The 24733-nt window shown below is 29.6% G+C and carries 14 protein-coding genes; 7 read left to right on the top strand and 7 right to left on the bottom strand.

From position 1 onward, the window contains the following. Positions 1 to 12 precede the first annotated feature (12 nt). The 3 genes from dnaX to BM335_RS14650 all read right to left on the bottom strand — a co-directional run bounded on the left by dnaX (position 13) and on the right by BM335_RS14650 (position 5412). Entirely contained in the window at positions 13 to 1710 is a 1698-nt protein-coding gene (gene dnaX, locus BM335_RS14660) for a DNA polymerase III subunit gamma/tau (protein WP_090230173.1), read from the bottom strand. Positions 1711 to 1771: 61 nt separating this feature from the next. Then, positions 1772 to 3553, bottom strand: coding sequence for an AMP-dependent synthetase/ligase (locus tag BM335_RS14655; protein WP_090230169.1), 1782 nt, complete (start codon positions 3551 to 3553; stop codon positions 1772 to 1774). Positions 3554 to 3633: 80 nt separating this feature from the next. Further along, positions 3634 to 5412, bottom strand: a complete 1779-nt coding sequence (locus tag BM335_RS14650) for an AMP-dependent synthetase/ligase (protein WP_090230165.1) — start codon at positions 5410 to 5412, stop codon at positions 3634 to 3636. 169 nt (positions 5413 to 5581) lie between these two features. Here BM335_RS14650 and BM335_RS14645 point away from each other — a divergent pair, with 169 nt between their 5' ends. The 4 genes from BM335_RS14645 (at position 5582) to BM335_RS14630 (ending at position 12641) form a co-directional block, all read left to right on the top strand. Continuing rightward, positions 5582 to 8449, top strand: coding sequence for a M16 family metallopeptidase (locus BM335_RS14645; protein WP_090230161.1), 2868 nt, complete (start codon positions 5582 to 5584; stop codon positions 8447 to 8449). A 321-nt stretch (positions 8450 to 8770) separates the two neighbouring features. Next, complete coding sequence (pflB, locus tag BM335_RS14640; RefSeq protein ID WP_090230157.1) at positions 8771 to 10996, top strand: formate C-acetyltransferase; 2226 nt, start codon at positions 8771 to 8773, stop codon at positions 10994 to 10996. Between the two features lie 74 nt (positions 10997 to 11070). Further along, on the top strand, positions 11071 to 11829 hold the full coding sequence (gene pflA, locus BM335_RS14635; RefSeq protein WP_317041046.1) for a pyruvate formate-lyase-activating protein: 759 nt from the start codon (positions 11071 to 11073) through the stop codon (positions 11827 to 11829). 32 nt (positions 11830 to 11861) lie between these two features. Further along, complete coding sequence (locus tag BM335_RS14630) at positions 11862 to 12641, top strand: formate/nitrite transporter family protein (protein ID WP_090230151.1); 780 nt, start codon at positions 11862 to 11864, stop codon at positions 12639 to 12641. A gap of 129 nt (positions 12642 to 12770) precedes the next feature. Here BM335_RS14630 and BM335_RS14625 read toward each other — a convergent pair whose 3' ends face one another. Next, positions 12771 to 14093, bottom strand: coding sequence for a sensor histidine kinase (locus BM335_RS14625; RefSeq protein WP_090230147.1), 1323 nt, complete (start codon positions 14091 to 14093; stop codon positions 12771 to 12773). After that, positions 14094 to 15464, bottom strand: a complete 1371-nt coding sequence (locus BM335_RS14620) for a sigma-54-dependent transcriptional regulator (protein WP_090230144.1) — start codon at positions 15462 to 15464, stop codon at positions 14094 to 14096. It abuts the gene before it with no gap. 162 nt (positions 15465 to 15626) lie between these two features. Here BM335_RS14620 and BM335_RS14615 point away from each other — a divergent pair, with 162 nt between their 5' ends. The 3 genes from BM335_RS14615 to BM335_RS14605 all read left to right on the top strand — a co-directional run bounded on the left by BM335_RS14615 (position 15627) and on the right by BM335_RS14605 (position 20111). After that, entirely contained in the window at positions 15627 to 16874 is a 1248-nt protein-coding gene (locus tag BM335_RS14615) for an efflux RND transporter periplasmic adaptor subunit (protein ID WP_177219223.1), read from the top strand. A gap of 104 nt (positions 16875 to 16978) precedes the next feature. Continuing rightward, positions 16979 to 17680: an ABC transporter ATP-binding protein gene (locus BM335_RS14610; protein WP_090230134.1), complete on the top strand. Its 702-nt coding sequence runs from the start codon at positions 16979 to 16981 to the stop codon at positions 17678 to 17680. 16 nt (positions 17681 to 17696) lie between these two features. After that, positions 17697 to 20111 (top strand): ABC transporter permease, encoded by a 2415-nt coding sequence (locus tag BM335_RS14605; protein ID WP_090230130.1) that lies wholly within the window; start codon positions 17697 to 17699, stop codon positions 20109 to 20111. Positions 20112 to 20296: 185 nt separating this feature from the next. On the opposite strand, the gene purL is transcribed toward BM335_RS14605, so the two are convergent. Together purL and BM335_RS14595 are read right to left on the bottom strand one after the other, a co-directional pair. Next, on the bottom strand, positions 20297 to 23959 hold the full coding sequence (gene purL, locus BM335_RS14600; protein WP_090230127.1) for a phosphoribosylformylglycinamidine synthase: 3663 nt from the start codon (positions 23957 to 23959) through the stop codon (positions 20297 to 20299). A gap of 112 nt (positions 23960 to 24071) precedes the next feature. Then, positions 24072 to 24590, bottom strand: coding sequence for a GNAT family N-acetyltransferase (locus tag BM335_RS14595; RefSeq protein WP_090230122.1), 519 nt, complete (start codon positions 24588 to 24590; stop codon positions 24072 to 24074). Positions 24591 to 24733 lie beyond the last annotated feature (143 nt).

Raw genomic sequence — 24733 nt, 5'->3', positions numbered from 1 at the left:
TATAATTTTTAGTTAAAGATCTAAATCAAAAGTTTTTTTCAACAATTCTATCGCTTTGTTTTTTTCTTTTAATTTTTCATATTTTTCAACCGGTGTATAGGCAAACTTTTTTTCCGCTTTTTCGTTTAAATGAATAATTAAATCAACTTTATAGTTATTTAATTTTTCTTTAATAAATTTCATTAGTAAAGGTTTTCCAGTTTCTAACTGGTCTCTCATTCCTGGCGCAGGAACTTCAAAGTGTATTTTATTGTTTACTAACTTTGGTTTATCGGAATTTAGTATAGAATTTAAAATCTTTTTACCATTTTCTAGTAATAAGTTACTGTATTCACTCCAAATTTGTTGCATTTTTTCTTCAGAAAAGTCATCGGTTGGTCCAGAAACTTCTTCAACAACAACTTCAATGTTTTTTACTTCTTTATCTTTTTCAATGCTTTTTAAAGAGAGTGCTGAGCGTCTTCTAGGAGTGTTTAAAACAACTTTAGTAGGCTCATTTTCAGTCTTTAAAATTGGTTTTTCTAAAGTTTTTGGAGCTTCTTTTTTTGTAAGTGTAATTGGAGTTTCAGGTTGTAATCTGACTCTTTTTTTGGTGTTTTTAAAAGTAACCGATGCAATTATATATGGTTTGTTATTTTTTTTTTCTCCATCAAAAGTGATAGAGGCTAATTGCATTAAAGTGAGTTCAACCATTAACCGCTGGTTTTTGCTGCCTTTGTATTTTAAATCGCACTCATTTGCTAAATCTATAGCTTGTAATAAAAAGCGTAGTTCGCATTTTTGCGATTGTTCTAAATATTTCTTTTTAGCATTGTCACCAACTTCTAATAATTCTAAAGTAATTTTATCTTTTGCAACCAACAAGTCTCTAAAATGAGAAGCCAAGCCATTTATAAAATGATGTCCTTCAAATCCTTTTGAAAGAATGGTGTTAAAATGTACTAAAACCTCAGGAATTTTATTTTGAAGCAATAAATCTGTTGTAATAAAATATTCATCGTAATCTAATACGTTTAAATTTTCTGTTACAGCTTTACGAGTTAGTTTATTTCCTGAAAAACTTACAACTCTATCAAAAATTGATAAAGCATCACGCATTGCGCCATCTGCTTTTTGGGCAATAATATGTAACGCATCATCTTCGGCGCTAATATTTTCCTCTAAAGCTATTTTTTCAAGATATTTTTTAGCATCAATAACGCCAATTCTTTTAAAGTCAAAAATTTGACAGCGTGATAAAATTGTTGGAATTATTTTATGCTTTTCGGTTGTAGCTAAAATAAAAATAGCATGTTTAGGTGGTTCTTCTAAAGTTTTTAAAAAGGCGTTAAATGCTGCTTGAGACAACATATGAACCTCATCAATAATATATACTTTATATTTTCCTGTTTGTGGTGGAATTCGAACCTGATCGGTTAGACTTCTAATATCATCAACAGAATTGTTTGAAGCAGCATCTAATTCAAAAATATTAAAAGCAAAATCTTCATCCAAATTGGATGAAGTTGTGCTATTTTGATTGATTTTTTTTGCCAAAATACGCGCACAAGTTGTTTTTCCAACGCCACGAGGACCTGTAAACAACAATGCTTGCGCTAAATGGTTATTTTTTATAGCATTTTCAAGCGTGTTAGTAATGGCTTGTTGCCCAACAACTTCCTCAAAAGTTTGAGGTCTGTATTTACGGGCTGATACTATAAAATGTTCCATTTTTTTTAATTAGGTTATTGTGCAAAAATATAAAACGTAAGTTTGATAACGTAATTAAAAGTTATTTTATTTCGTAAATTTTATTGTATAAATGTTGATATTTTGCGATAATCTCAGTTCGTTTTGGTTTCATTGTTGGTGTTAAAAGCCCATTATCAATTCCCCAAACATCAGGTGTTAATTCAAAGCGTTTTATCATTTCCCACTTACCAAAGTTTTCATTTCCTTTATCTATTTCTAGCTGTATACGTGCAATTACACTTGGATTTGCAATTAAATCTTCATTATTTCCAGGAATTGGTTCGTGGTGAATTTTTGCCCAATCACGTAAAAATTGAAAGTTTGGTTGAATTAAAGCTGCTGGCATTTTTTGACCTTCACCAATTACTAAAATTTGTTCAATAAAACGTGATTGTTTCATTTCATTTTCTATAAATGCAGGTACAATATATTTTCCGCCAGAGGTTTTAAAAATTTCTTTTTTTCTGCCCGTAATTTTTAAGAAGCCTTCATCATCAATTTCTCCTTTATCACCTGTATGAAAGAAATCACCCGTCATAACGCCAGCTGTTTTTTCTGCATCTTTATAGTAACCTTGCATAACATTTGGACCTTTCACTAAAATTTCTCCATCTTCAGCAATTTTTACTTCAACATTTTTAATTGGTTTACCAACAGTTCCAATTTTTAATCCGTTATTTTTATATTCATTTACAGAAATTACTGGAGAAGTCTCAGTAAGTCCGTAGCCTTCCCAAACTTGCATTTGTGCAGCAGAAAATACTTTGGCTAATCTTGGTTGAAGTGGAGCACTTCCAGAAACCATAACTTCTAAATTACCACCTAAAGCTTCACGCCATTTGCTAAAAATAAGTTTATTTGCTAATGCTAGTTTAGTATGGTACCACCATCCGTTTTTTTCATAGGGTTCATATTGTAAACCAAGATCAACTGCCCAGAAAAATAAAAATCGTTTAATGCCTTTTAATTCAGTTCCTTTTGCAATAATGCTATCATAAACTTTTTCTAATAGACGAGGAACCACAGTCATTAAATTAGGTTTTACCTCTTTAATATTTTCACCTACTTTTTCAATACTTTCTGCAAAATAAACTGAGCAACCGGCATATTGATATAAGTAAATTAGCATTCTTTCAAAAATGTGACAAACAGGTAAAAAACTAAATGTTACAGATTCTCCTTTTTTAATTGGAATTATAGGTGTGCAATCTGTAACATTGCTTACAATATTTCCGTGAGAAAGCATGACTCCTTTAGGTTTTCCAGTAGTTCCTGAAGTATAAATTATGGTAGCTAAATCATCAGATTTTATGGTGTTTTTTATTGCTTCAACCTCGTTTTGATTGCTAGAATCTTCACCAATTTTTAAAATTTCATCCCAATTTTTACAATGTTCATTACTTTCAAAGATGTAAATTTCTTTTAAAGATGGTACTTTAGATTTTACAGCATTTGCTTTTTCAAACAGTTCATTATCAGATAAAAAGCAATACGATATTTCAGCATGATTGAAAATATATTCGTAATCTTCTTTTGAAATAGTTGGGTAAATTGGAATGTTAATTGCACCAATTTGACTAATTCCAAAATCAACAATATTCCATTCGGTTCTATTGTTTGAAGATATTAGTCCAATTTTATCGCCTGGCTTAACACCTAATCGTAATAAACCTCTACTTATGGCATTTCCTTTGTTTAAAAATTCTTGTGAGGAAGTTGATACCCAATTACCATTGTATTTAGTATTAAATGCTTTCTCTAATTTGTAGGTTTCTTGCTGTGAGTAAGCAAAATCGAATAATCTTTTAATTTCTATTGACATTTGGTTTAGTTTAATTGCAATATTGCAAAGTATAAAATTTAATATGATTGTACAAGTATGTTTGTTACCTAAAAATGATATTATTTTTGGTAAATATTTCGATATAAATTTTCGAATTTTAATTTAATTTCTTTACGTTTCATTTTTAAAGTGGGCGTAAGCAATCCGTTATCAATGCTCCAAATTTCTGGAGTTAATTCAAAGGCTTTAATTTTTTCCCAATCACCAAAGCTAAGATTCGCTTTATCAATTTCTTTTTGAATTCGTTTTATAACTTTTTTATTAGCAATAATTTCTTCAAATGATGCATTTTCAATTTTTAAGTTTTTGTGTTTTATCCATTCTTTAATAAATTCAAAATGTGGTTGAATAATAGCAGCTGGCATTTTTTCGCCTTCGCCAATAACCATAATCTGTTCAATAAAACGTGATTCTTTAAGCTTACTTTCTAAAACAGCCGGAGCAATATATTTTCCACCAGAAGTTTTAAACATTTCTTTTTTTCGGTCTGTAATTTTTAAAAAACCATTTTCGTCCATTTTACCAATATCTCCGGTATGAAGAAATCCATCAATAATCGTTTTTTTTGTTAGCGCCTCTTCTTTATAATATCCTAGCATAACATTGCTTCCTTTTACTAAAATTTCACCATCATCTGCAATTTTAACTTCAATACCATCTAATACTTTTCCAACAGAACCAATTTTAAAACCATTATTTCTGAAATCGTTGATAGAAATTCCTGGCGAAGTTTCTGTCATTCCATAGCCTTCAAAAACTGGAATTCCAGCGGCTGTAAAAATTCTTATAAGAATAGGTTGTAATGGAGCACTTCCTGAAACAATAAACTTAATATTGCCACCAAATGCTTCGCGCCATTTAATAAATACAAGCTTTTGAGCAATTTTTAATTGAAAATGATACCACCATCCATTTTTCTGGTAAGGCTCGTATTGCTTTCCTAAATTTAGTGCCCAAAAAAAGAGCATTTTTTTTACGCCATTTAAAGCACTTCCTTTATCAACAATTTTATCATATATTTTTTCTAAAAGGCGTGGCACAACCGGTATAAAATGCGGTTTTACTTCTTTTAAATTCTCTGCTAATTTATCTATAGATTCTGCAAAATAAATTTCAAAACCCATCATTTGATAATAGTATAAAGCAAACCTTTCAAAAATATGACAAATAGGTAAATAGCTTAAAACTTTATGACTTTCCGAATTAAAATCTAATGCTTTTGCACTTACTAAAGTGTTTTCAACAATGTTTTTATGCGTTAACATTACACCTTTTGGTGTTCCAGTTGTTCCGGAAGTATAAATTATAGTAGCTAAATTTGATGGTAAAACGGCAGCTTTTAAACGATCAACTTCATTTTGATTACTGGTATCTTCACCTAATTTTAATAAACTTTCCCAAGTGGAAATATTTGGAAGAGTATCAAAAGAATAAATATCTAAAAGTTGGGTTTCAGTTTTTATTTTAACAACTTTTTCATACAATGCTTTATCGGAAACAAAACACAAAATTGAGTCGGAATGATTGATGATATATTGATAATCTGATGAAGTTATGGTTGGGTATAGCGGCACATTTACAGCACCAATTTGTAAAATTGCAATATCTAAAACGCTCCATTCCAATCGGTTATTGGTAGTCACAACTGCAATTTTATCGTTTGCCTTCACACCCAATCGTAACAAAGCTCTACTAATAGTATTGGCTAGGTTAATGTATTGCTTTGTTGAAGTTGCAACCCATTCATTTTCAATTTTAGAGTTGAAGCATTTTAATTGAGGTTTAACCTCTAATTGATTGTATGCAAAATCAAACAAGCGCGTTATATTCGTTGTCATAAATATATATTTGGTTAGTTGCAAAGTAGAAATAAAAAAGCAATTTGCAAAAAATACCTTTTTTAAAATGATAATTGAATATTGTTAAAGGTTAATTTAGAGTAATTTATGCAGGCTGAGTTTCAATAAACTATTGTATATTTATCGTAATCTAAAAAATAATTGTACAATGACAAAAATTAAATTTAAATTTTCAATGTTAACTTTATTGATGGTATCTTTTTTGGTGCTTTCATGTAAAGATTCATTAAAACAAAGTATTGCTGATGATTCAAAATTTTCAATTGATTTTGAAAAGTATGAACTAGCAAATGGTTTAGATGTTATATTACATCAAGACAAAAGTGATCCAATTGTATCTGTAGCCATTCAATACGGTGTGGGTTCAAATAGAGAAAAAACAGGTAGAACAGGTTTTGCTCATTTATTTGAGCATATGTTGTTTCAAGAGTCTGAAAATGTTCCACAAGATCAATTTTTTAAAAAAATTCAAGATTTAGGAGGAACATTAAATGGAGGAACTTGGAAAGATGGAACCGTCTATTATGAAGTTGTTCCAAACAATGCATTAGAAACTGTTTTATGGTTAGAAAGCGATAGAATGGGATACTTAATAAATACAGTAACTGAATCGGCTTTTTACAATCAACAAGAAGTAGTTCAAAATGAAAAAAGACAGCGTGTAGATAATAATCCTTATGGACACACAAGTTGGGTTTTAGACAAAAATATTTATCCAGAAGGACATCCATACAACTGGCAAGTAATAGGGGAATTAGAAGATTTGCAAAATGCAACCGTACAAGATGTAAAAGATTTTTATAACCAATATTATGGGCCAAATAATGCTACATTAGTATTAGCTGGAGATTTTGAAATGGATGACGCAAAAGCATTGGTTGAAAAATATTTTGGTGAAATAAAAAGAAGAGAAGAAGTTAAAAAATTAGAGCCACAACCAGTATCTATTGCAGAAACAAAGCGTTTCTTTCATGAAGATAATTTTGCAACAGCACCACAATTAAATATGGTTTGGCCAACTCTACAACAATATACAGATGACGCGTATGCATTAGATTTTTTAGCTGAAATTTTATCAAGTGGGAAAAAAGCTCCTTTGTATAAAGTGTTAGTAAAAGAAAAAGATATTACATCAAGAACCACGGCTTATAATAATTCCCAAGAATTAGCAGGTGAATTTCATATTATAATTACTGCAAATGCTGGTAAAGATTTAAAAGATGTGGAGGCTGGTATTTTTGAAGCTTTTCAATTGTTTGAAAAAGAAGGTGTTACAGATAAAGATGTAGAGCGAATTAAAGCTGGTTTAGAAACAAGTTTCTATAACGGAATTAGCAGTGTTTTAGGAAAATCGTTCCAATTAGCGCAATACAACGTATTTGCTGGTAATCCTGCATTTATTGAAAAAGATATTGAAAATATTAAAAAAGTTACTAAAGAAGACGTGTTGCGTGTGTACAACACTTATATTAAGGATAAACCGTATGTAATGACAAGTTTTGTGCCTAAAGGGCAATTAAATTTAATAACAGAAAATTCTGTAAAGGCAGAAGTTGTTGAAGAAGAAATTAAAGAAAATGTGGTTAAAACAGTTACAGATGTAAAAGAAGAAATTGTTAAAACACCTTCTAAAATTGATAGATCTAAAGCACCAGAAACAGGAATTTCTCCAAAACTAAAAATACCTGAAAGTTGGAATGCAACATTATCAAATGAAATGAAAGTTTATGGAATTGAACAAAATGAAATTCCAACTGTAAACTTTAGTTTGGTAATTGATGGTGGCCATTTATTAGATAACAAAGATAAAAATGGTGTAGCCAATTTAATTACCGATATTATGATGGAAGGAACAGCCGATAAAACGCCAGAACAATTAGAAGAAGAAATTGAAATGTTAGGCGCAAGTATCAATATGTATACAACCAACGAATCTATTGTAATTAGTGGAAATACGTTAGTTCGTAATTTTGATAAAACAATGGATTTAGTAGAAGAAATTTTATTAAAACCACGTTGGGATGCAGAGGAATTTGCAAGAATTAAAACAAAAACAATCAATCAAATTAAGCGTTCTAATGCCGATCCAAATAGTGTAGCTGCAACTGTGTATAATAAAATACTGTACGGAGATGATCATATTTTTGCGTATCCAACAAGTGGTACAGAGGCTACTGTTGAAGCAATCACAATGGATGATTTAAAAACATTTTATACGGCTAATTTTTCACCATCTATAAGTAAATTTAACGTAGTTGGAAAAATATCAAAAGAAAAAGCATTAAGCAGTTTAAAAAAATTAGAAGAAAATTGGAAAGCTAAACAAGTAGAAATACCTGAGTTTCCAATTGTAAATACTAGAGATAAAGCCTCATTATATTTTGTAGACATCCCTAATGCAAAACAATCTGTAATAAATATTGGCTATATTGGTTTACCAAGAACGGATGCTGATTTTTATCCTGCAGAAGTGATGAACTATAAATTAGGAGGTTCTTTTTCTGGAAACGTAAATTTAATTTTACGTGAAGAAAAAGGCTATACTTATGGTGCAAGAACTGGTTTTAGCGGATCTAAAACACCAGGTACATTTACTGCAAGTTCAAGTGTAAGAACAAATACCACGGGTGAATCTGTTCAAATTTTTAAAGATGAAATTGCAAAATACAAAGAAGGTATTAGCCAAGAGGATTTAGATTTTACTAAAAATGCTTTAATAAAATCGAATGCTCGCCGTTTTGAAACGCAATATTCTTTATTAGGAATGCTACAAGATATCAGCAACTATAACTTAGCACCTAATTATATTGAAAACGAAGAGGCAATTATAAATAATATGACTTTAGAACAACACAAAGCATTAGCAAATAAATATTTAGATGAATCTAAAATGGTGTATGTTGTTGTTGGTGATGCAGCTTCACAATATGCTCAATTTAAATCTATGGGATTTGATGAAGTGAAATTAATCACTAAAGATGGTAAAGAAGTAAAATTAGAAAAAGTTAAACAATAGTTTAAATACTTTTAAAATCAAAAAAAAGGACACCATTTTGGTGTCCTTTTTTTGTTTGTTTAATAAAAACATGGATGCTAAAATGCCTCCAAAAGTGTTATTTTTTGTACTTGTTAGGGAATAATATATTTTTTTTTAGAAATTCATTTTTTTAAGAACTATATACTTCAAACGTTTTAGTAAAACATTCAAAAAACCAAAGACAAACAACTCTTTTTTTAGCTGATATTTATCATATTTTTCATTTATAAATGCCCTAATTTTGCTCGGTAATTGAGGATTTCAATAACTAAAAAAAGAATCAAATTTTAAAATAAATACATGAAAACTAAAAAATTTAACGAAGGAATTTGGAATGAAACCATAAATTTAAGAGACTTTGTTACAAGAAATATTACACCTTACCATGGTACTTACAGCTTTTTAGTTGGGCCAAGTGAAAAGACTTTAAAATTATGGGAAATTTGTAAAGAAGGTACAAAAGAAGAAAGACAACGAAATGGAGTTCGTTCTGTAGATACCGAAGTTATTTCAGGAATTAATGCTTTTAAAGCCGGATATATTAGTAAAGAAAATGAAGTAATTGTTGGTTTACAAACGGATGAATTGTTAAAAAGAGCAATGAAACCTTTCGGAGGATTTAAAGTTGTTGAAAAAGCATTATCTGAACATGGTTTAAAACCAAGTGATAATTTATCAGAATTATTTTCAAAATATGTAAAATCTCATAACGATGGTGTTTTTGATGCTTATACTGATGAAATTAAAAAATACCGTTCATTAGGTTATTTAACAGGTTTGCCAGACAATTATGCACGTGGAAGAATCATTGGAGATTACCGTAGAATTGCACTATATGGAATAACACGTTTAATTGAAGCTAAAAAACAAGATTTAGCAGCAATCACAGGTCCAATGACCGATAAAGCTATTCGTTTGCGCGAAGAAGTTTCAGAGCAAATAAAAGCTTTAAAAGAAATGATTGCAATGGGTAAAGCGTACAATTTAGATTTGGCTCGCCCAGCTGAAAATGCACAAGAAGCTGTACAATGGACTTATATGGCGTATTTAGCTGCGGTTAAAGAACAAGATGGTGCAGCAATGTCTTTAGGAAATGTATCATCATTTTTAGATATTTTTATTGAAAGAGATTTAGAAGCTGGTATTATTACTGAAGTTGAAGCTCAAGAATATATCGATCAATTTGTAATGAAATTACGAATGGTGCGTCACCTGCGTATGGAAGCTTATGATGAAATTTTTGCAGGTGATCCAACGTGGGTAACTGAAGCAATTGGAGGAATGTTAGCAGACGGAAGAACAAAGGTTACAAAAACTTCGTTCCGTTTCTTACATACATTATATAATTTAGGCCCATCACCAGAACCAAATATCACTATTTTATGGTCTGAAAGTTTACCACAAAACTTTAAAAACTATTGTGCAAAAGTAGCAATTGACACTTCTTCAATTCAATTTGAAAATGACGATTTAATGCGTAACAGTCGTGGTTCAGATGATTATGGAATTGCATGTTGTGTATCATATCAAGAATTAGGAAAATCCATACAATTCTTTGGTGCACGTACAAACCTAGCAAAAACATTATTATTAGCTTTAAATGGTGGACGTTGTGAATTTACTGGAACTCAAATTGTTGAAGGTATTCCTGAATATACAGATGAATATTTAGATTTTGATAAAGTAATGGCAAACTTTAGAATTGCTATGAAAGAAGTGGCAAGAGTGTATAATGATTCTATGAATATTATTCACTATATGCACGATAAATATTATTATGAAAAGGCACAAATGTCATTAATTGATACCAATCCAGGTATTAACATTGCTTACGGTATTGCAGGTTTATCAATTGTTGCCGATTCTTTATCAGCCATAAAATATGCAAAAGTAAAACCGATTAGAAACGAAAAAGGCTTAACGATTGATTTTGAAATTGAAGGAGAGTTCCCAATGTATGGAAATGATGATGATAGAGTTGACTTTTTAGCAAGTAATGCAGTTGCAGAATTTAATAACGAATTAAAACAATTACCAGTTTATAAAGATGCGGAAGTTACCATGTCGGTATTAACTATTACCTCAAATGTTTCTTACGGTAAAAAAACTGGAGCAACGCCTGATGGTAGAGCGCAAGGAATTCCTTTTGCGCCAGGAGCAAATCCAATGCACGGACGTGATTGTAACGGTGCTATTGCTTCATTAAACTCAGTGTCAAAAATTAATTATGATGATTCTAAAGATGGAATTTCTAATACATTCTCTATTGTACCAAAATCTTTAGGTGCTAATGAAGAAGAACAAATAGAAAACTTAGCAACTACTTTAGATGGTTATTTCTCACGTAATGCACAACATTTAAATGTAAATGTGTTAAATAAAGAAATGCTGTTAGATGCCATGGAAAATCCTGATGAATATCCACAGTTAACAATTCGTGTATCTGGATATGCAGTAAACTTTGTGCGTTTAACCAAAGAACAACAATTAGAAGTAATTACACGTTCGTTCCACGAATCTATGTAATCAACTATAATCTACTAAAAGCATTGAAAAGGTACGCATAACTTTTCAATGCTTTTTTTACTAACTACAAAAAAATAAAGACTATCAAAACAGAAGAAAATACACTGAGAGTACATTCGATTGAATCGTTTGGAACTCACGACGGGCCAGGTATTCGTTTGGTTGTTTTTTTACAAGGCTGCAAACTAAAATGCTTGTATTGTCATAATCCTGATACCATAGAAACATCAGGAGGAACTGAATATAAAATAGAAGAACTTGTTGAAATCGCCTTAAAAATGAAACCTTATTTTGGTAAAAAAGGTGGTGTTACCGTTTCAGGTGGTGAACCATTATTACAAGCCAAAGAATTAATACCTTTTTTTAAGCGATTAAAAGAAGAAGGTATTCATACAAATGTTGATACCAATGGGCGAATTTTAAACAGTTTCGCAAAAACATTAATTGATGAGTATGCCGATTTGGTAATGCTAGATATTAAGCACATGACAGAAGAAGGTTATTTTGCTTTAACAGGTGTTAGTTGTAAAGAAACTACATTTAATTTTGCTGCGCACAGAGAAGCATCAGGTAAAAATATGTGGTTGCGTTATGTGTTAATTCCTGAAATTACAAGTAAGCCAGAATTATTACACGCTATGGGAAATTATTTTAAGGAATTCAAAACCATTGAAAAAATTGAAATACAACCGTATCATAAATTAGGAATACACAAATGGGAAGCCTTAGGTTGGGAGTACCAATTAAAAGATGCTCGAGAAAATACACCTGAAGAATTAGAGGAAGCAGCAGCAATCCTCAAAAAATATTTTAAAGAAGTAAAAATCAATTAATGCGTGTTTAAAAGCAACATAAATTTTTTATAATGAATACACCCAAAGAAGTTATTGAAATAGTAAGTAAAATTGCAGAAACTAAAGGAAAATATAAAGTATCTAAAACTTTAATTTTAGCCTTTTTGGCGGGTGCTTATATTGCCTTTGGTGGTTTGTTAGCCATAATTGTAGGCGGTGGTTCTCCGGGTATTGCAGCTAGTAACCCAGGAATTACAAAGTTTCTTTTTGGAGCAATGTTCCCGCTAGGACTTATTTTGGTAGTAATATTAGGTGCTGAACTTTTTACGGGTAATAACGCCTACTTTATGCCAAATGTTTTAGTAAAAAAACAACAAATAGGCACAGTTTTTAAAAATTGGGGGTTAGTATATGTTGGTAACTTTGTAGGTGCTGTTTTTGTTGCCTATGTAATTACACATTTAACACATTTAGTAAGTAATGCGCCATTTGTAGATGCTGTACGTGAAATTGCAATAGGAAAAACGAGTCATACTTTTTTAGTTACTTTTCTTAAAGGAATAGGAGCTAACTGGTTGGTTTGTTTAGCAGTATGGCAAGGAATGGCAGCAAAAGATACTACTGGAAAAATATTAGCTATTTGGTTTCCTGTAATGGCGTTTGTAGCTATGGGATTTGAGCACAGTATTGCTAATATGTACTTTATTCCATTAGCTATTTTTGAAGGTGCTGATATTACTTGGACAACATTTATAGTGAAGAACTTAATTCCAGCAACCTTAGGCAATATTGTGGGGGGAGCATTTTTTGTTGGAACTCTATATGGTTATTTATATGGGAAAACAAAATAAATCATTATAATATTAAAGAAGTTATTTTATTAGTATTCAAATAAATAGTATTTTATTAACCAACTTTTAGCATTTTCAAAAGCTTTAGCTTTTTAAAATAAATGTTATAAAATTTTAGTATCCATATATTTAAATAGGGAAACTTAAAGTAAATATTGATTTTCCATTTATTGAATTGTAATAGATAATTCCTTTATGTGCTTCAACAATACTTTTTGTAAGTGTTAAACCAATACCAGAACCGTTTTTTCTTGTAGTAAAATAAGGAATAAAAATATTGTCTTTTATTTCGCTTGAAATTCCAATGCCATTATCAATTACTTGTAAATGAATACGATTAATTTCTTCTGAAACTTTAATTTCAATGGTAGGGTTTTCAGTTCTATCTAAAGCATATAAACAATTAGAAATTAAATTTATAAGTATTTGTTCAATTTGCTGTTTGTCGGCATTTAATGTTATTTTATTTTTGGCTTTAAATAGAACTTTTATATTTCGTGATGTAAATTCTTGCTTATAAAGAAGAATTGTGTTGTTAATAATATTAATTAGATCAATGTTCTCTTTATTTGGCAGTGGTAGCTCTGTAAGTTTTCTGTAGGCATCTACAAAAGAAGTTAAATGATGTGAACGTTTTTTTATTATATCTAATCCTTCGGACAATTCAGAAATAGTATCTTCATCTGTGTTTTCTTCTAGTAACAATGAGCCTAAATTTTCTGCTAAACTGCTAATTGGTGTAATAGTATTAATAATTTCGTGAGACATAACATTCATTAATTTATACCAAGCTTCTTTTTCTTTTTGGTCAATTAATTGTTGAATGGTTTCTAAGGAAACAATAAGATATTCAAATTCATTAGTTTGTGTAACCGATGTTTTTAAGAAAAAAGATTCTTGATTTTCATTAATTTTTAATGAAATTGTATATTTAATTTCTTCCCACTTGTTGATAAAGTTTGATAATTTCCCAAGTTTTTGTTGTAGTAAATTCCAGTTGTAAAATTTTGGAATTTTTAAAAATTGAACAAATGCATTGTTAATTTGAAAAACAGTAACATCATTATCTGTATTTTTTCTAAGAATCAAAATACCGATGCTTAAACTTTCTAAAATATTAGTAAAAATAAGCCGTTCAGAAAAATTTTGAAGACTCTGTTTTCTGTGTTTATCTAATAATAAAGCAGTTTTATTATGTAAAGGATTTTTTCTTTTTTTTGCAGAAATTGTATTTGAATAATCTTCATACAATAAACAGTCTATTGATTTTTCTATGTCAGAAAATAATTTTTTAAGATATTCTATAAAAATAAAAAGTTGAAATATAAGAAGCAAAGTAAAACCAACTCCATTTATAAAAAAGCTACTTTTAAAACTATAAGCAATAATAATACCATTTATAATTAATAAAAACAATCTAGTTATAACTTGAATGTATTGTGGTTTTCCCATTTATAGTTGATATTTTTCTAACCGTCTATACAAAGCAGCTCTTGTTAAACCCAAATCTTTTGCTGCTTTAGAAATATTTCCTTGATGTTTTTGAATAGCTTGTTGAATTAATACTTTTTCAGTTTCTTCTAAATTTAAATTGTCAGAGACATTAATGTTCATGCCTTTTGAAGAGAAATACAAATCTGAAGTTTGAATTTGGTTATTATCTGTAATAATAACAGCACGTTCAACAATATGTTCTATTTCTCTAATATTTCCTGGCCAATGATAATTTTCCATTGCATTTATGGCTTCTTTAGTAAAACTACCAATTTTCTTTCTATATTTTAGGGTTAATTTTTGTAAAAAATGATTGGCTAATAATGTAATGTCTTCAATTCTATCTCGTAAAGGAGGTAAATTCAATTCAATGGTATTAATTCTAAAGAGTAAATCTTGCCTAAATGTTTCATCTGCTACCATTTGATATATAGGAGCATTTGTTGCACAAATAATTCTTGCATCAATTGCTCGTTCTTTACCTTCACCTAAACGTGTTATTTTTCTATTTTGAATAACAGTTAGTAGTTTAGATTGTAAATGCAGTGGTAAATTACCAATTTCATCTAAAAAAATAGTTCCACCTTTTGCTAATTCAAACCTACCTATTGTATCTTTGTAAGCATCTGTAAATGCGCCTTTTACATAACCAAATAATTCACTTTCAAATAAGTTTTCATTTAAAGAACCTAAATCAATATGAATAAATGGATAATCTTTTCGATTCGATTGCAAATGTATTTCTTTTGCAAACACGTATTTTCCAGTTCCATTTTCACCTAAAATAAGCACATTTGCATCAGTTGGAGCTACTTTTTTAACTAAATTAATAGCTGTTTGCATAGTGGTAGAGTTACCAATTATATGTTCTGTTTTTTGATGAAATTCTTTGTCTTGCTGTTTTTGAATAGTTTCTAATTGCGTATTTTTTCGTTTAGAACGAGCGAGTTCTACTCCAGAATTTACTGCTGCATATAATTTTTCTGAATTCCACGGTTTTAAAATAAAATCGGTAGCACCTTGTTTTATAGCTTCTACAGCTAAATGAATACTACCAAAGGCGGTCATTAAAATTACTGTAGTTTCATGACTAATTTCTTTAATGTGTTTTAACCAATACAAACCTTCTCTTCCATCTTCAAAACCAATGCAGTAATTCATATCCAATAAAATTACATCAATCAAATTTTTTGTAAGATGTTGATTGATATTCTTTGGGTTATTTTCTGTAATAATATTGGTGAAATAGTTTTTTAAACTAATTCTTGCTGAAAATAAAATATCATCATCATCATCAATCAGCAAAATGGTTGCTTCTTTTTTTCTCATATTACATAAATAATCAATTGTTTGAATATGAACAAAACAATGTTCAATTTTGAACACTAAAAAAAATAACTACAATTGTATAGTTTTGATATTTAGGATTTTACGTTTTATTTTTTATTGGCATATTTATGGTATATAAAATATTTAATTAATATAATAATGATGGATAAACAACTTCAACCAAAAAATAAAGCAGTTAAAAAAGGGTTACTTTGGGGAATTTTAATAATTTTTTTATTAACAATTATTTTGGTAAATGTAACAAATAAAAAGCAAGTAAATTTAAAGAGAGATACTTTACGAATTCAAGAAGTAATTAAAGGTGATTTTGAAGATGTAATTTTATTTAATGCTACTGTAGAACCCAAAACTTCAGTTTTAGTAAATGTAATTCAAGGGGGAGCGGTTTCAGAAATTTTTGTAGAAAGTGGACAAATTGTTAATAATGGCACGCCACTTTTAAAAGTATACAATCCTAATGCAGAATTAAATTATTTAACTCAAGAAACGGCTATGGTAGAGCAGATAAATAATTTAAGAAATTTAAGAGTGAGTATAAAAAATCAACAATTAAATTTAGATCAGCAATTATTGAGTATAGATAATGATTTTAGAAATGCAAGAAGACAGTATAAAATAGATTCTACTTTGTATAAAAAAGAAGTGATTGCTAGAAATGACTTTTATAAATCAGAACAAGAATATACGTTTCAAAAAGAGAGAAATAATGTGATAAAGAAAAGCGTATCCGAAGAAAAAAGAAGTAGGGTTGTACAATTATCTCGGATAGACACTTCTTTGTTAAATATGGAAAAAAGCTTAGAATTACTTCATAAAAACAAAGAGAATTTTATTGTAAAAGCACCTGTCAGTGGTTTGTTATCATCTTTTAACCCAATTTTAGGAGAGAATTACAACCAAGGACAGCCTATTGGAAAAATTGATGTACTAGATGGGTATAAATTAGTTGCAAATGTAGATGAATATTATATTTCTAAATTATATGATGGCATAAGTGGTAGCGTAGCTGTTAATGATAAAAGCTATGAAGTAAAGTTATCTAAAATTTATCCAGAAATTAATAATGGGCAATTTAAAGTAGAGTTGAATTTTAAACAAGATTCACTTTCTGCTGATATTAAAAGAGGAATGTCTTTAAAAACAAAAGTATTTTTATCAGGTAAAAGTAAAGCTTTATTGGTATCGAAAGGGTTGTTTTATCAAAGCACAAATGGTCAATGGATTTTTGTTTTGAATTCTGAGGATAAGGCAGTAAAAAGAAACATTAAAATTGGAAGAGAAAATCCTTTCTATTACGAGGTTTTAGAAGGCTTAAAAGCTGGAGATAAAGTAATTACTTCTAATTATGATGATTTTAAAGATGTTGAAGAAATAAATATAGAACAGTAATTTAAAACAAAAAATAACAATAAAAATATATAATAATGATAATAGCATTAATAATAGTATTGACTATAGAAATTATAACTGCAATTTTTTAATAAATACAAATGATGATAAAAATAAAAGATTTAGTAAAGATTTATAGAACTGAAGAGGTAGAAACAACCGCTTTAAATAAGTTAAGTTTAGAAGTTAAAAAAGGTGAATTTATATCAATTATGGGAGCTTCAGGTTGTGGAAAATCTACTTTGTTAAACATTATTGGAATGTTAGATGCACCAAATGGAGGAAGTTATCTTTTTGATGAAACGGAAGTTGTTAATTTTAATGAAAAACAACGATCAAACTTGCGAAAAGCTAACATTGGTTTTGTATTTCAAAACTTTAATTTGATTGATGAATTAACGGTATATGAGAATATTGAACTGCCATTAATATATAATAATATAAAATTAGTAGAAAGAAAACAACGTGTAACAGAAATTTTAGAACGCGTTGGTATTGCGCATAGAGCTAAACATTTTCCGTTGCAACTTTCTGGAGGTCAGCAACAAAGAGTTGCTGTAGCAAGAGCTTTAGTAACAAATCCAAAACTAATTTTAGCAGATGAACCAACGGGGAATTTAGACAGTAAAAGTGGAAATGATGTAATGGAATTATTAACAGAATTGCATGCAACAGGATCAACTATTATTATGGTTACACATTCACCTTATGATGCTCAATTTTCGTCTAGAATAATTACTGTAAAAGATGGAGAAATTATTTCTCAAAAAGAAAATAATCATAAAGTAGATGTACTTATTCAATAATTATTAAAATAAAGAAATGATACTAACTTGGTTTAAAATATTTTTTAGAAATAGTAAAAAAAATTGGCTAAACATACTTATCAATATTTTAGGATTAACGTTAGGTTTTGCAGGTTTATTAATTGTATTACTATATTTTAATGATGAGCAAAGCTATAATGCAAATAATCCTAATAAAGAAGAAGTATTTAGAGTAATTCATAAAATTTCTAGTGGTGAAATTTGGTCAAACAGTAATAATTTAGAAGGCCCAAAATACAAAGAAGATATTCCTGAAATTTTAGCGTATTATTTGTGTGAAGGCTGGTATGAAAGCACTTTGGTAAGTGTAAATGGGAAAGAGTTGTTTTCTGAAAAAGTTCTACAAGGAAATCCAAACTTTTTTGATTTTTTTCCATTTAAAATTATTGAAGGGAATGAAAAAACATTTCAAGAAGCAAGAAATCATATAGCTATTTCAGAAAAACAAGCGAATACTTTCTTTGGAAAAGAATCTGCAATAGGAAAAACTGTTGAAATTTTTAATAGGGTATTTATTGTAACAACGGTTTATAAAATAGAAGGAAAACATTATTTTATGCCAAATATAATTCTACAATTTGAAAAAGAACCAGAAGGACATTGGGGTAATTTTTCTAACATTCTGTTTGTAAAAACAACAAAACAACCTGATATAGAGATATTAAATAAAAAAGCTCTAGATGTTTGGTATCAAAATGAAGTTTTACCATCTTCAAAAAGAGATGGTATTTCACCACAAGAGTTTATAGAAAAATACGGAACAACTCCTATTTTCGAATCTATTAAGAACATTCGATTAAAAACCATTTCAAGTGATGCAGGACCAGAGGGTAAAGGTAATTATCAGTTGATAATTATTATGTTAACTTTATCTATTTTGTTAATTACAATTTCTTGTGTAAACTTTATCAATCTTTCTATAGCCTCAGCAACACAAAGAGCAAAGGAAGTTGGTGTAAAGAAAACTTTAGGATTGTCTAAAACTACATTAATCAGACAATATTCTTTAGAAATCGTTTTACAAGGTTTTATTGCGTTTGTATTTTCTTTACTGTTGGTAGAACTTATTTTGCCATCTTTTAATCATTTTATAGGTAAAGATATTTCTATATTAGAGATAGACCTATTACTAAAAGTTGTATTGTTGGCCATACTGGTTTCAGTTTCAATTGGGGTTATTCCAGCAATTTACTTGTCAAAATTTAAAGCAGTTGAAGTCTTAAAAGGAAATGTATCAAGAAGTAAGCATGGTGTTTTTGCTAGAAATTTAATGTTAGGAATTCAATTTTTAATTTCTGGTTTTTTCTTATCAGGCTCAATCATTATAAATGAACAAGTAAGCTTTATGATGCAAAAAGATTTAGGGTTTAATGGAGACCAAGTAATAATGATTCCTATGAATAAATTTAAAGATAGGTATAAAAATTACTTGCTAGCTAAAAACGAGTTAATTAAACATCCAAATATTGAAGCAATTACCACTAATTCTTTTTTGATAGGAGGAGGAACTTCTCTTTCAACTAATTTTAATTATAAAGATATTTCGGTACAAACAAATGGAAATGCTATAGACTATAATTATTTAGATGTGATGGGTATTAAAATTTTAAAAGGAAGAGGTTTTAAAGAAGAAATAGCTTCTGATACTATTAAGAATATTTTAATTAATGAAACATTGGCTAAAGCATTAAATATTTACAATGATCCTATTGGTAAAATAGTAAATGCAGGTTTTGGAGGTGATGATAATGATGGAAAAAATTTAAAGATAATAGGTATGGTGAAAGATTATAATACATATGGTTTTGATACAGAAATACCACCAACAGCATTTATGCATTGGAATAGTTTTGATTGGATGAAAAATAATTTATGGATGATTCAGTTTAAAATAAAGCCAAACAATATGCAAGAAACATTAAATTTTATAGAGAAATATTGGAATGAAAACATAGAACAAGGATATCCGTTTAATCCTGATTTTGTAAACAAACGTTTTGCACAAACCTATGAGAAATATCAAAAGCAACAAATTTTATTTTTTATATTAACATGTATAGTCATTATAGTGTCGTTATTAGGCTTATTTGCCTTGGCAACATTAACAATTCAGCAACGTTTAAAAGAAGTAGCCATTCGAAAAACATTAGGGGCATCAGTTGAAGAAATCATGTATCAACTTATAAAAAGTTTTTTAAAAATTACGTTAATAGCTTCCGTTATTTTAATTCCAATTGCCTATTATCTTATGCAAAATTGGTTAGATAATTTTGTGTATAGAATTGAGATGCCTATGCTACCATTTATTATTACACCAATACTCCTTATAATATTGGTTTTTGTAGTAGTAGGATTAAAAGCATACAATGCCACCAAAATTGATTTAATAAAGTATTTAAAATATGAGTAATCTATATTTTTGAAAGTTTTAGAAAATAAGGTTTCTATGATGTTACGTATTATCTTTTCGAAATAATTGATTCGTTTTTTTAGAAATAATTCATTCTGAATAAAATAAAAAAGATTACAGCACTTATATAAAAAAACAGCTTTTAGAATATTCTAAAAGCTGTTTTAAAATAGTATATGTAACTATTATTCTTTTTCTAACCATTTTCTAGCATTTACAAAAGCTTCAGCCCAAGGCGAAACTTCATCTTTTCTGCCTGAAGGATAGTTTGCCCAATTCCACTGAAAAATTGAACGTTCAATATGAGGCATCATTACTAAATGTCTTCCATCTTTACTACTCATCATTGCAACATTATAATCTGAACCATTCGGATTTGCAGGATACGATTCATATCTATATTTGGCAACAATGTTGTATGCATTTTCTTCCATTGGTAAGTTAAATTTACCTTCTCCATGTGAAATCCAAACGCCTAAGGTACTTCCTGCTAATGTTGAAAGCATTACAGAGTTGTTTTTTTGAATAGTTACCGATGTAAAGTTACTTTCGTGTTTATGAGAATCGTTATGCAACATTTTTCCGTGAACTTCGTGTTCTGGATTGATAACTTCTAATTCCATAAATAACTGACAACCATTACAAATTCCAACAGATAAGGTATCTTCTCTTTTAAAGAAATTATCTAAAGCAGTTTTTGCTTTTTCGTTGTATAAAAATGCACCAGCCCAACCTTTTGCAGAACCCAAAACATCGGAATTAGAAAATCCTCCAACAGCTCCAATAAATTGAATATCTTCCAACGTTTCACGACCAGAAATTAAATCGGTCATATGTACGTCTTTTACATCAAAACCAGCTAAATACATAGCATTTGCCATTTCACGTTCAGAATTTGATCCTTTTTCACGTATAATAGCGGCTTTTGGTCTTGGTTTTGTAGCATCAACAGTAGGAATTTTACCTGTAAAGTTTAAAGGGAATGAATATTTTAATGGTTGATTTTTATAGTTATCAAAACGTTCTTTTGCTTTATTGTTGGCAGTTTGTTTTGCATCTAATAAATAAGAAGTTTCGTACCAAATATCACGTAATTCAGCAACGTTAAATTCAATTGTATTTCCATGATTAGTGATTGTTACATTATCACCTTTTACAACTTTCCCAATATTGAAAAATTCGACATTAGCAGCGTTTAAAATACTAGGAATTTCTTCGTCAGAACTTTGGAAGATAATTCCGCTATTTTCTGCGAATAAAACTTTTATAAAATCCTCCTCACCTAAATTTGAAATATCAATAGTTGCACCAATGTTTTCGTTAGAAAAACATAATTCTAATAAAGTAGTAAGCATTCCACCAGCTGAAATATCATGACCAGCTAATATTTTACCTTCTTTAATTAAGTGTTGAATGGTATTAAATGCATTTTTAAATTTAGCTGCATCCGCAATAGTTGGCGTTTCTTTACCAATTTTACTTTGCGTTTGTGCAAATGATGAACCTCCTAATTTATAAGCATCATTAGATAAGTTAATATAATAAATACGATTATTTGGACTTGTTTGTAAAACAGGCTCCACAACTTTAGTAATATCATTACAATGTGCAGCTGCTGAAATTACCACAGTTCCAGGAGATAACACTTCATCATTTGGATATTTTTGTTTCATTGAAAGTGAATCTTTTCCAGTAGGAACATTAATTCCTAATTCAATTGCAAATTCTGAAACAGCTTTTACAGCTTTATATAAACGTGCATCTTCACCTTCATTTTTACAAGGCCACATCCAATTAGCGGATAATGAAACAGAATTTAAATTATCTTGTAAAGGAGCCCAAATAATGTTTGTTAAGGCTTCAGCAATGGCATTTCTACTACCAGCAACCGGATTAATAATAGCACTAACAGGTGCGTGACCAATAGAAGTTGCAATTCCTTCTTTACCATTATAATCAAGCGCCATTACACCTACATTATTTAAAGGTAATTGCAAAGATCCAGCACATTGTTGTTTAGCAACTTTACCACCCACGCAACGGTCTACTTTATTTGTTAACCAATCTTTACAAGCAACAGCTTCTAACTGTAATACTTGTGTTATGTAGGTTTGAATATTTTTTACATCGTATGAAACATCTTCATAATTTCTAACAACAGTTTTATCGGTCATTATTGTTTTTGGCGAACTACCAAACATATCATTCAATTCCAAATCCATTGGTTTTACTCCAGTTGATTTAGATTTGAAAGTAAAGCGGTTATCATTTGTAACATCACCTACTTCATAATAAGGAGAGCGTTCTCGGTCTGCAATTCTATGTAAAAATGCGGCATCTTCTTTTCCAATGACCAATCCCATACGTTCCTGAGATTCATTTCCAATAATTTCTTTGGATGAAAGTGTAGGGTCACCCACAGGTAATTTATCTAAATCAATCAATCCGCCAGTTTCTTCCACTAATTCCGATAAACAATTTAAATGCCCACCAGCACCGTGATCGTGAATAGAAACAATTGAATTGTTATCACTTTCAACCATACCACGAATAGCATTGGCAGCTCTTTTTTGCATTTCCGGATTAGAACGTTGCACAGCATTTAATTCAATACCACTTGCAAACTCACCTGTATCAGAAGATGATACTGCAGCGCCACCCATACCAATACGGTAATTATCTCCACCTAAAATTACTATTTTGTCACCAGTTGAAGGTTTGTCTTTCAATGCTTGATCTGCTTTACCATAACCAATTCCACCAGCTTGCATAATTACTTTATCGAAACCTAATTTACGAGCTTCTTCTTGGTGTTCAAAAGTTAATACAGAACCTGTAATTAAAGGTTGACCAAATTTATTTCCAAAATCAGATGCTCCGTTAGATGCTTTTATTAAAATATCCATAGGTGTTTGGTACAACCATTTACGTTCTTGCATTCCATTTTCCCAAGGTCTATTTTCATTTAAACGAGAATAGGAGGTCATATAAACAGCCGTTCCAGCCAACGGTAATGAACCCTTTCCACCAGCCAAACGATCTCTAATTTCTCCACCACTACCAGTTGCGGCACCGTTAAAAGGTTCTACAGTTGTTGGAAAATTATGGGTTTCAGCTTTTAATGAAATTACTGATTTATAGTCTTTTTTCTCATAAAAATCAGGTTTGTCTGGAGATTTTGGAGCAAATTGCTCAACAATAGGTCCTTCAACAAAAGCCACATTGTCTTTATAAGCTGAAACTATGGTGTTTGGATGTGTTTCGGATGTTTTTCTAATTAACTTAAATAATGAAGTAGGCATTTCTTCACCATCAATTACAAAAGTTCCATTAAATATTTTATGGCGACAGTGTTCAGAATTTACTTGAGAAAATCCAAATACTTCAGAATCGGTTAGTTTTCTACCAATTTTTATACTTAAATTATTTAAGTATTCTACTTCTTCATCACTTAAACTCAATCCTTCTTGCTTGTTGTAGGTAGCAATATCTTCTATAGCTAAAATTGCAGCTGGCTCAATATGAATGTCAAAAATATCTTGATTTAATTCAGTATATTTTTGAAAAATCATAGGGTCAAATTTTTCATCTTTTGTTGAAGCTGAAAATTCTTCTATACGAATAATGCCTTCAATGGCCATATTTTGGGTAATTTCAACAGCATTGGTACTCCAAGGAGTAATCATTGCTGCTCTAGGGCCAATAAAAAAAGCATCGATTGATGCCTGATTTATTTGTGGTTGATTTCCAAAAAGCCAAAATAATTTTTTTGAGTCTTCTTGCGTAAGTTCTTTTGACGTTTGCACAGCATAAATTTTGCTGTTTTGGTTTCCAAAGAAATGAATCATAAAGTGATTTTTTAGTGTATTGTTAGAAAAATGCAAATTTAACCAAATAATTAGAAAGTAAGTAAACACAAACCATAATAATCAATCATTTGTTAAATGAGTTTTTAACAATTTAAAAAGTAATGGTATATAAACATAAGGTTTCACTATCATTAGGAATTTTAATTTTTTTAATAAATTTAAGTCCTAATTTTTCTATGAGTCGTTGTGATTGCAAGTTTTCTTCAGTTGTAAGCGCACTTATTTTAGAGAGCTTTAATTTATTTTTACCCAAATTTAATAAGGCTTGGGCACTTTCAAAGGCATATCCCAAACTTTCATATGTTGGTAAAAATGCAAAACCGATATCAACGCCATCAACGCCTTCTCTGTTATATAAACCACAACTTCCAATTTTTATTCCGTCAGTTTTTCTAATTACTGTATAATTTCCATACCCAAGTTCATTAAATTGAGGTAACATTCTTTCGGTTATATATTTTTCCGCATCCTTAACGGAATGTACATTTCTATCTCCAATATAAAGTAACCATTTAGTTGTGTTTAACAACTCAAGAAAAAAAGCAGCATCTTTAATATTAGATTGTTGAAGTATAAGACGTGAAGTTTCAATGGTTTTAACGTTAGACATTCGATTTAAATTAAGAATATATTTTTGTTACTTTGTTAAATAGTTAACAAAGTATTATTTTTTGTAAATTTTTTACAATTGTACTAGTGCTATTTTAAACAAATGTATATATTTGCGATGTAAAATTAAAGAACAATGCGTTT

Origin of the sequence: Lutibacter maritimus (assembly GCF_900116115.1) — a bacterium.
GTDB classification, from domain to species: domain Bacteria; phylum Bacteroidota; class Bacteroidia; order Flavobacteriales; family Flavobacteriaceae; genus Lutibacter; species Lutibacter maritimus.
The sequence above is the reverse complement of the archived record's forward strand: the minus strand, read 5'-3'. Positions and strand labels throughout refer to the sequence as shown.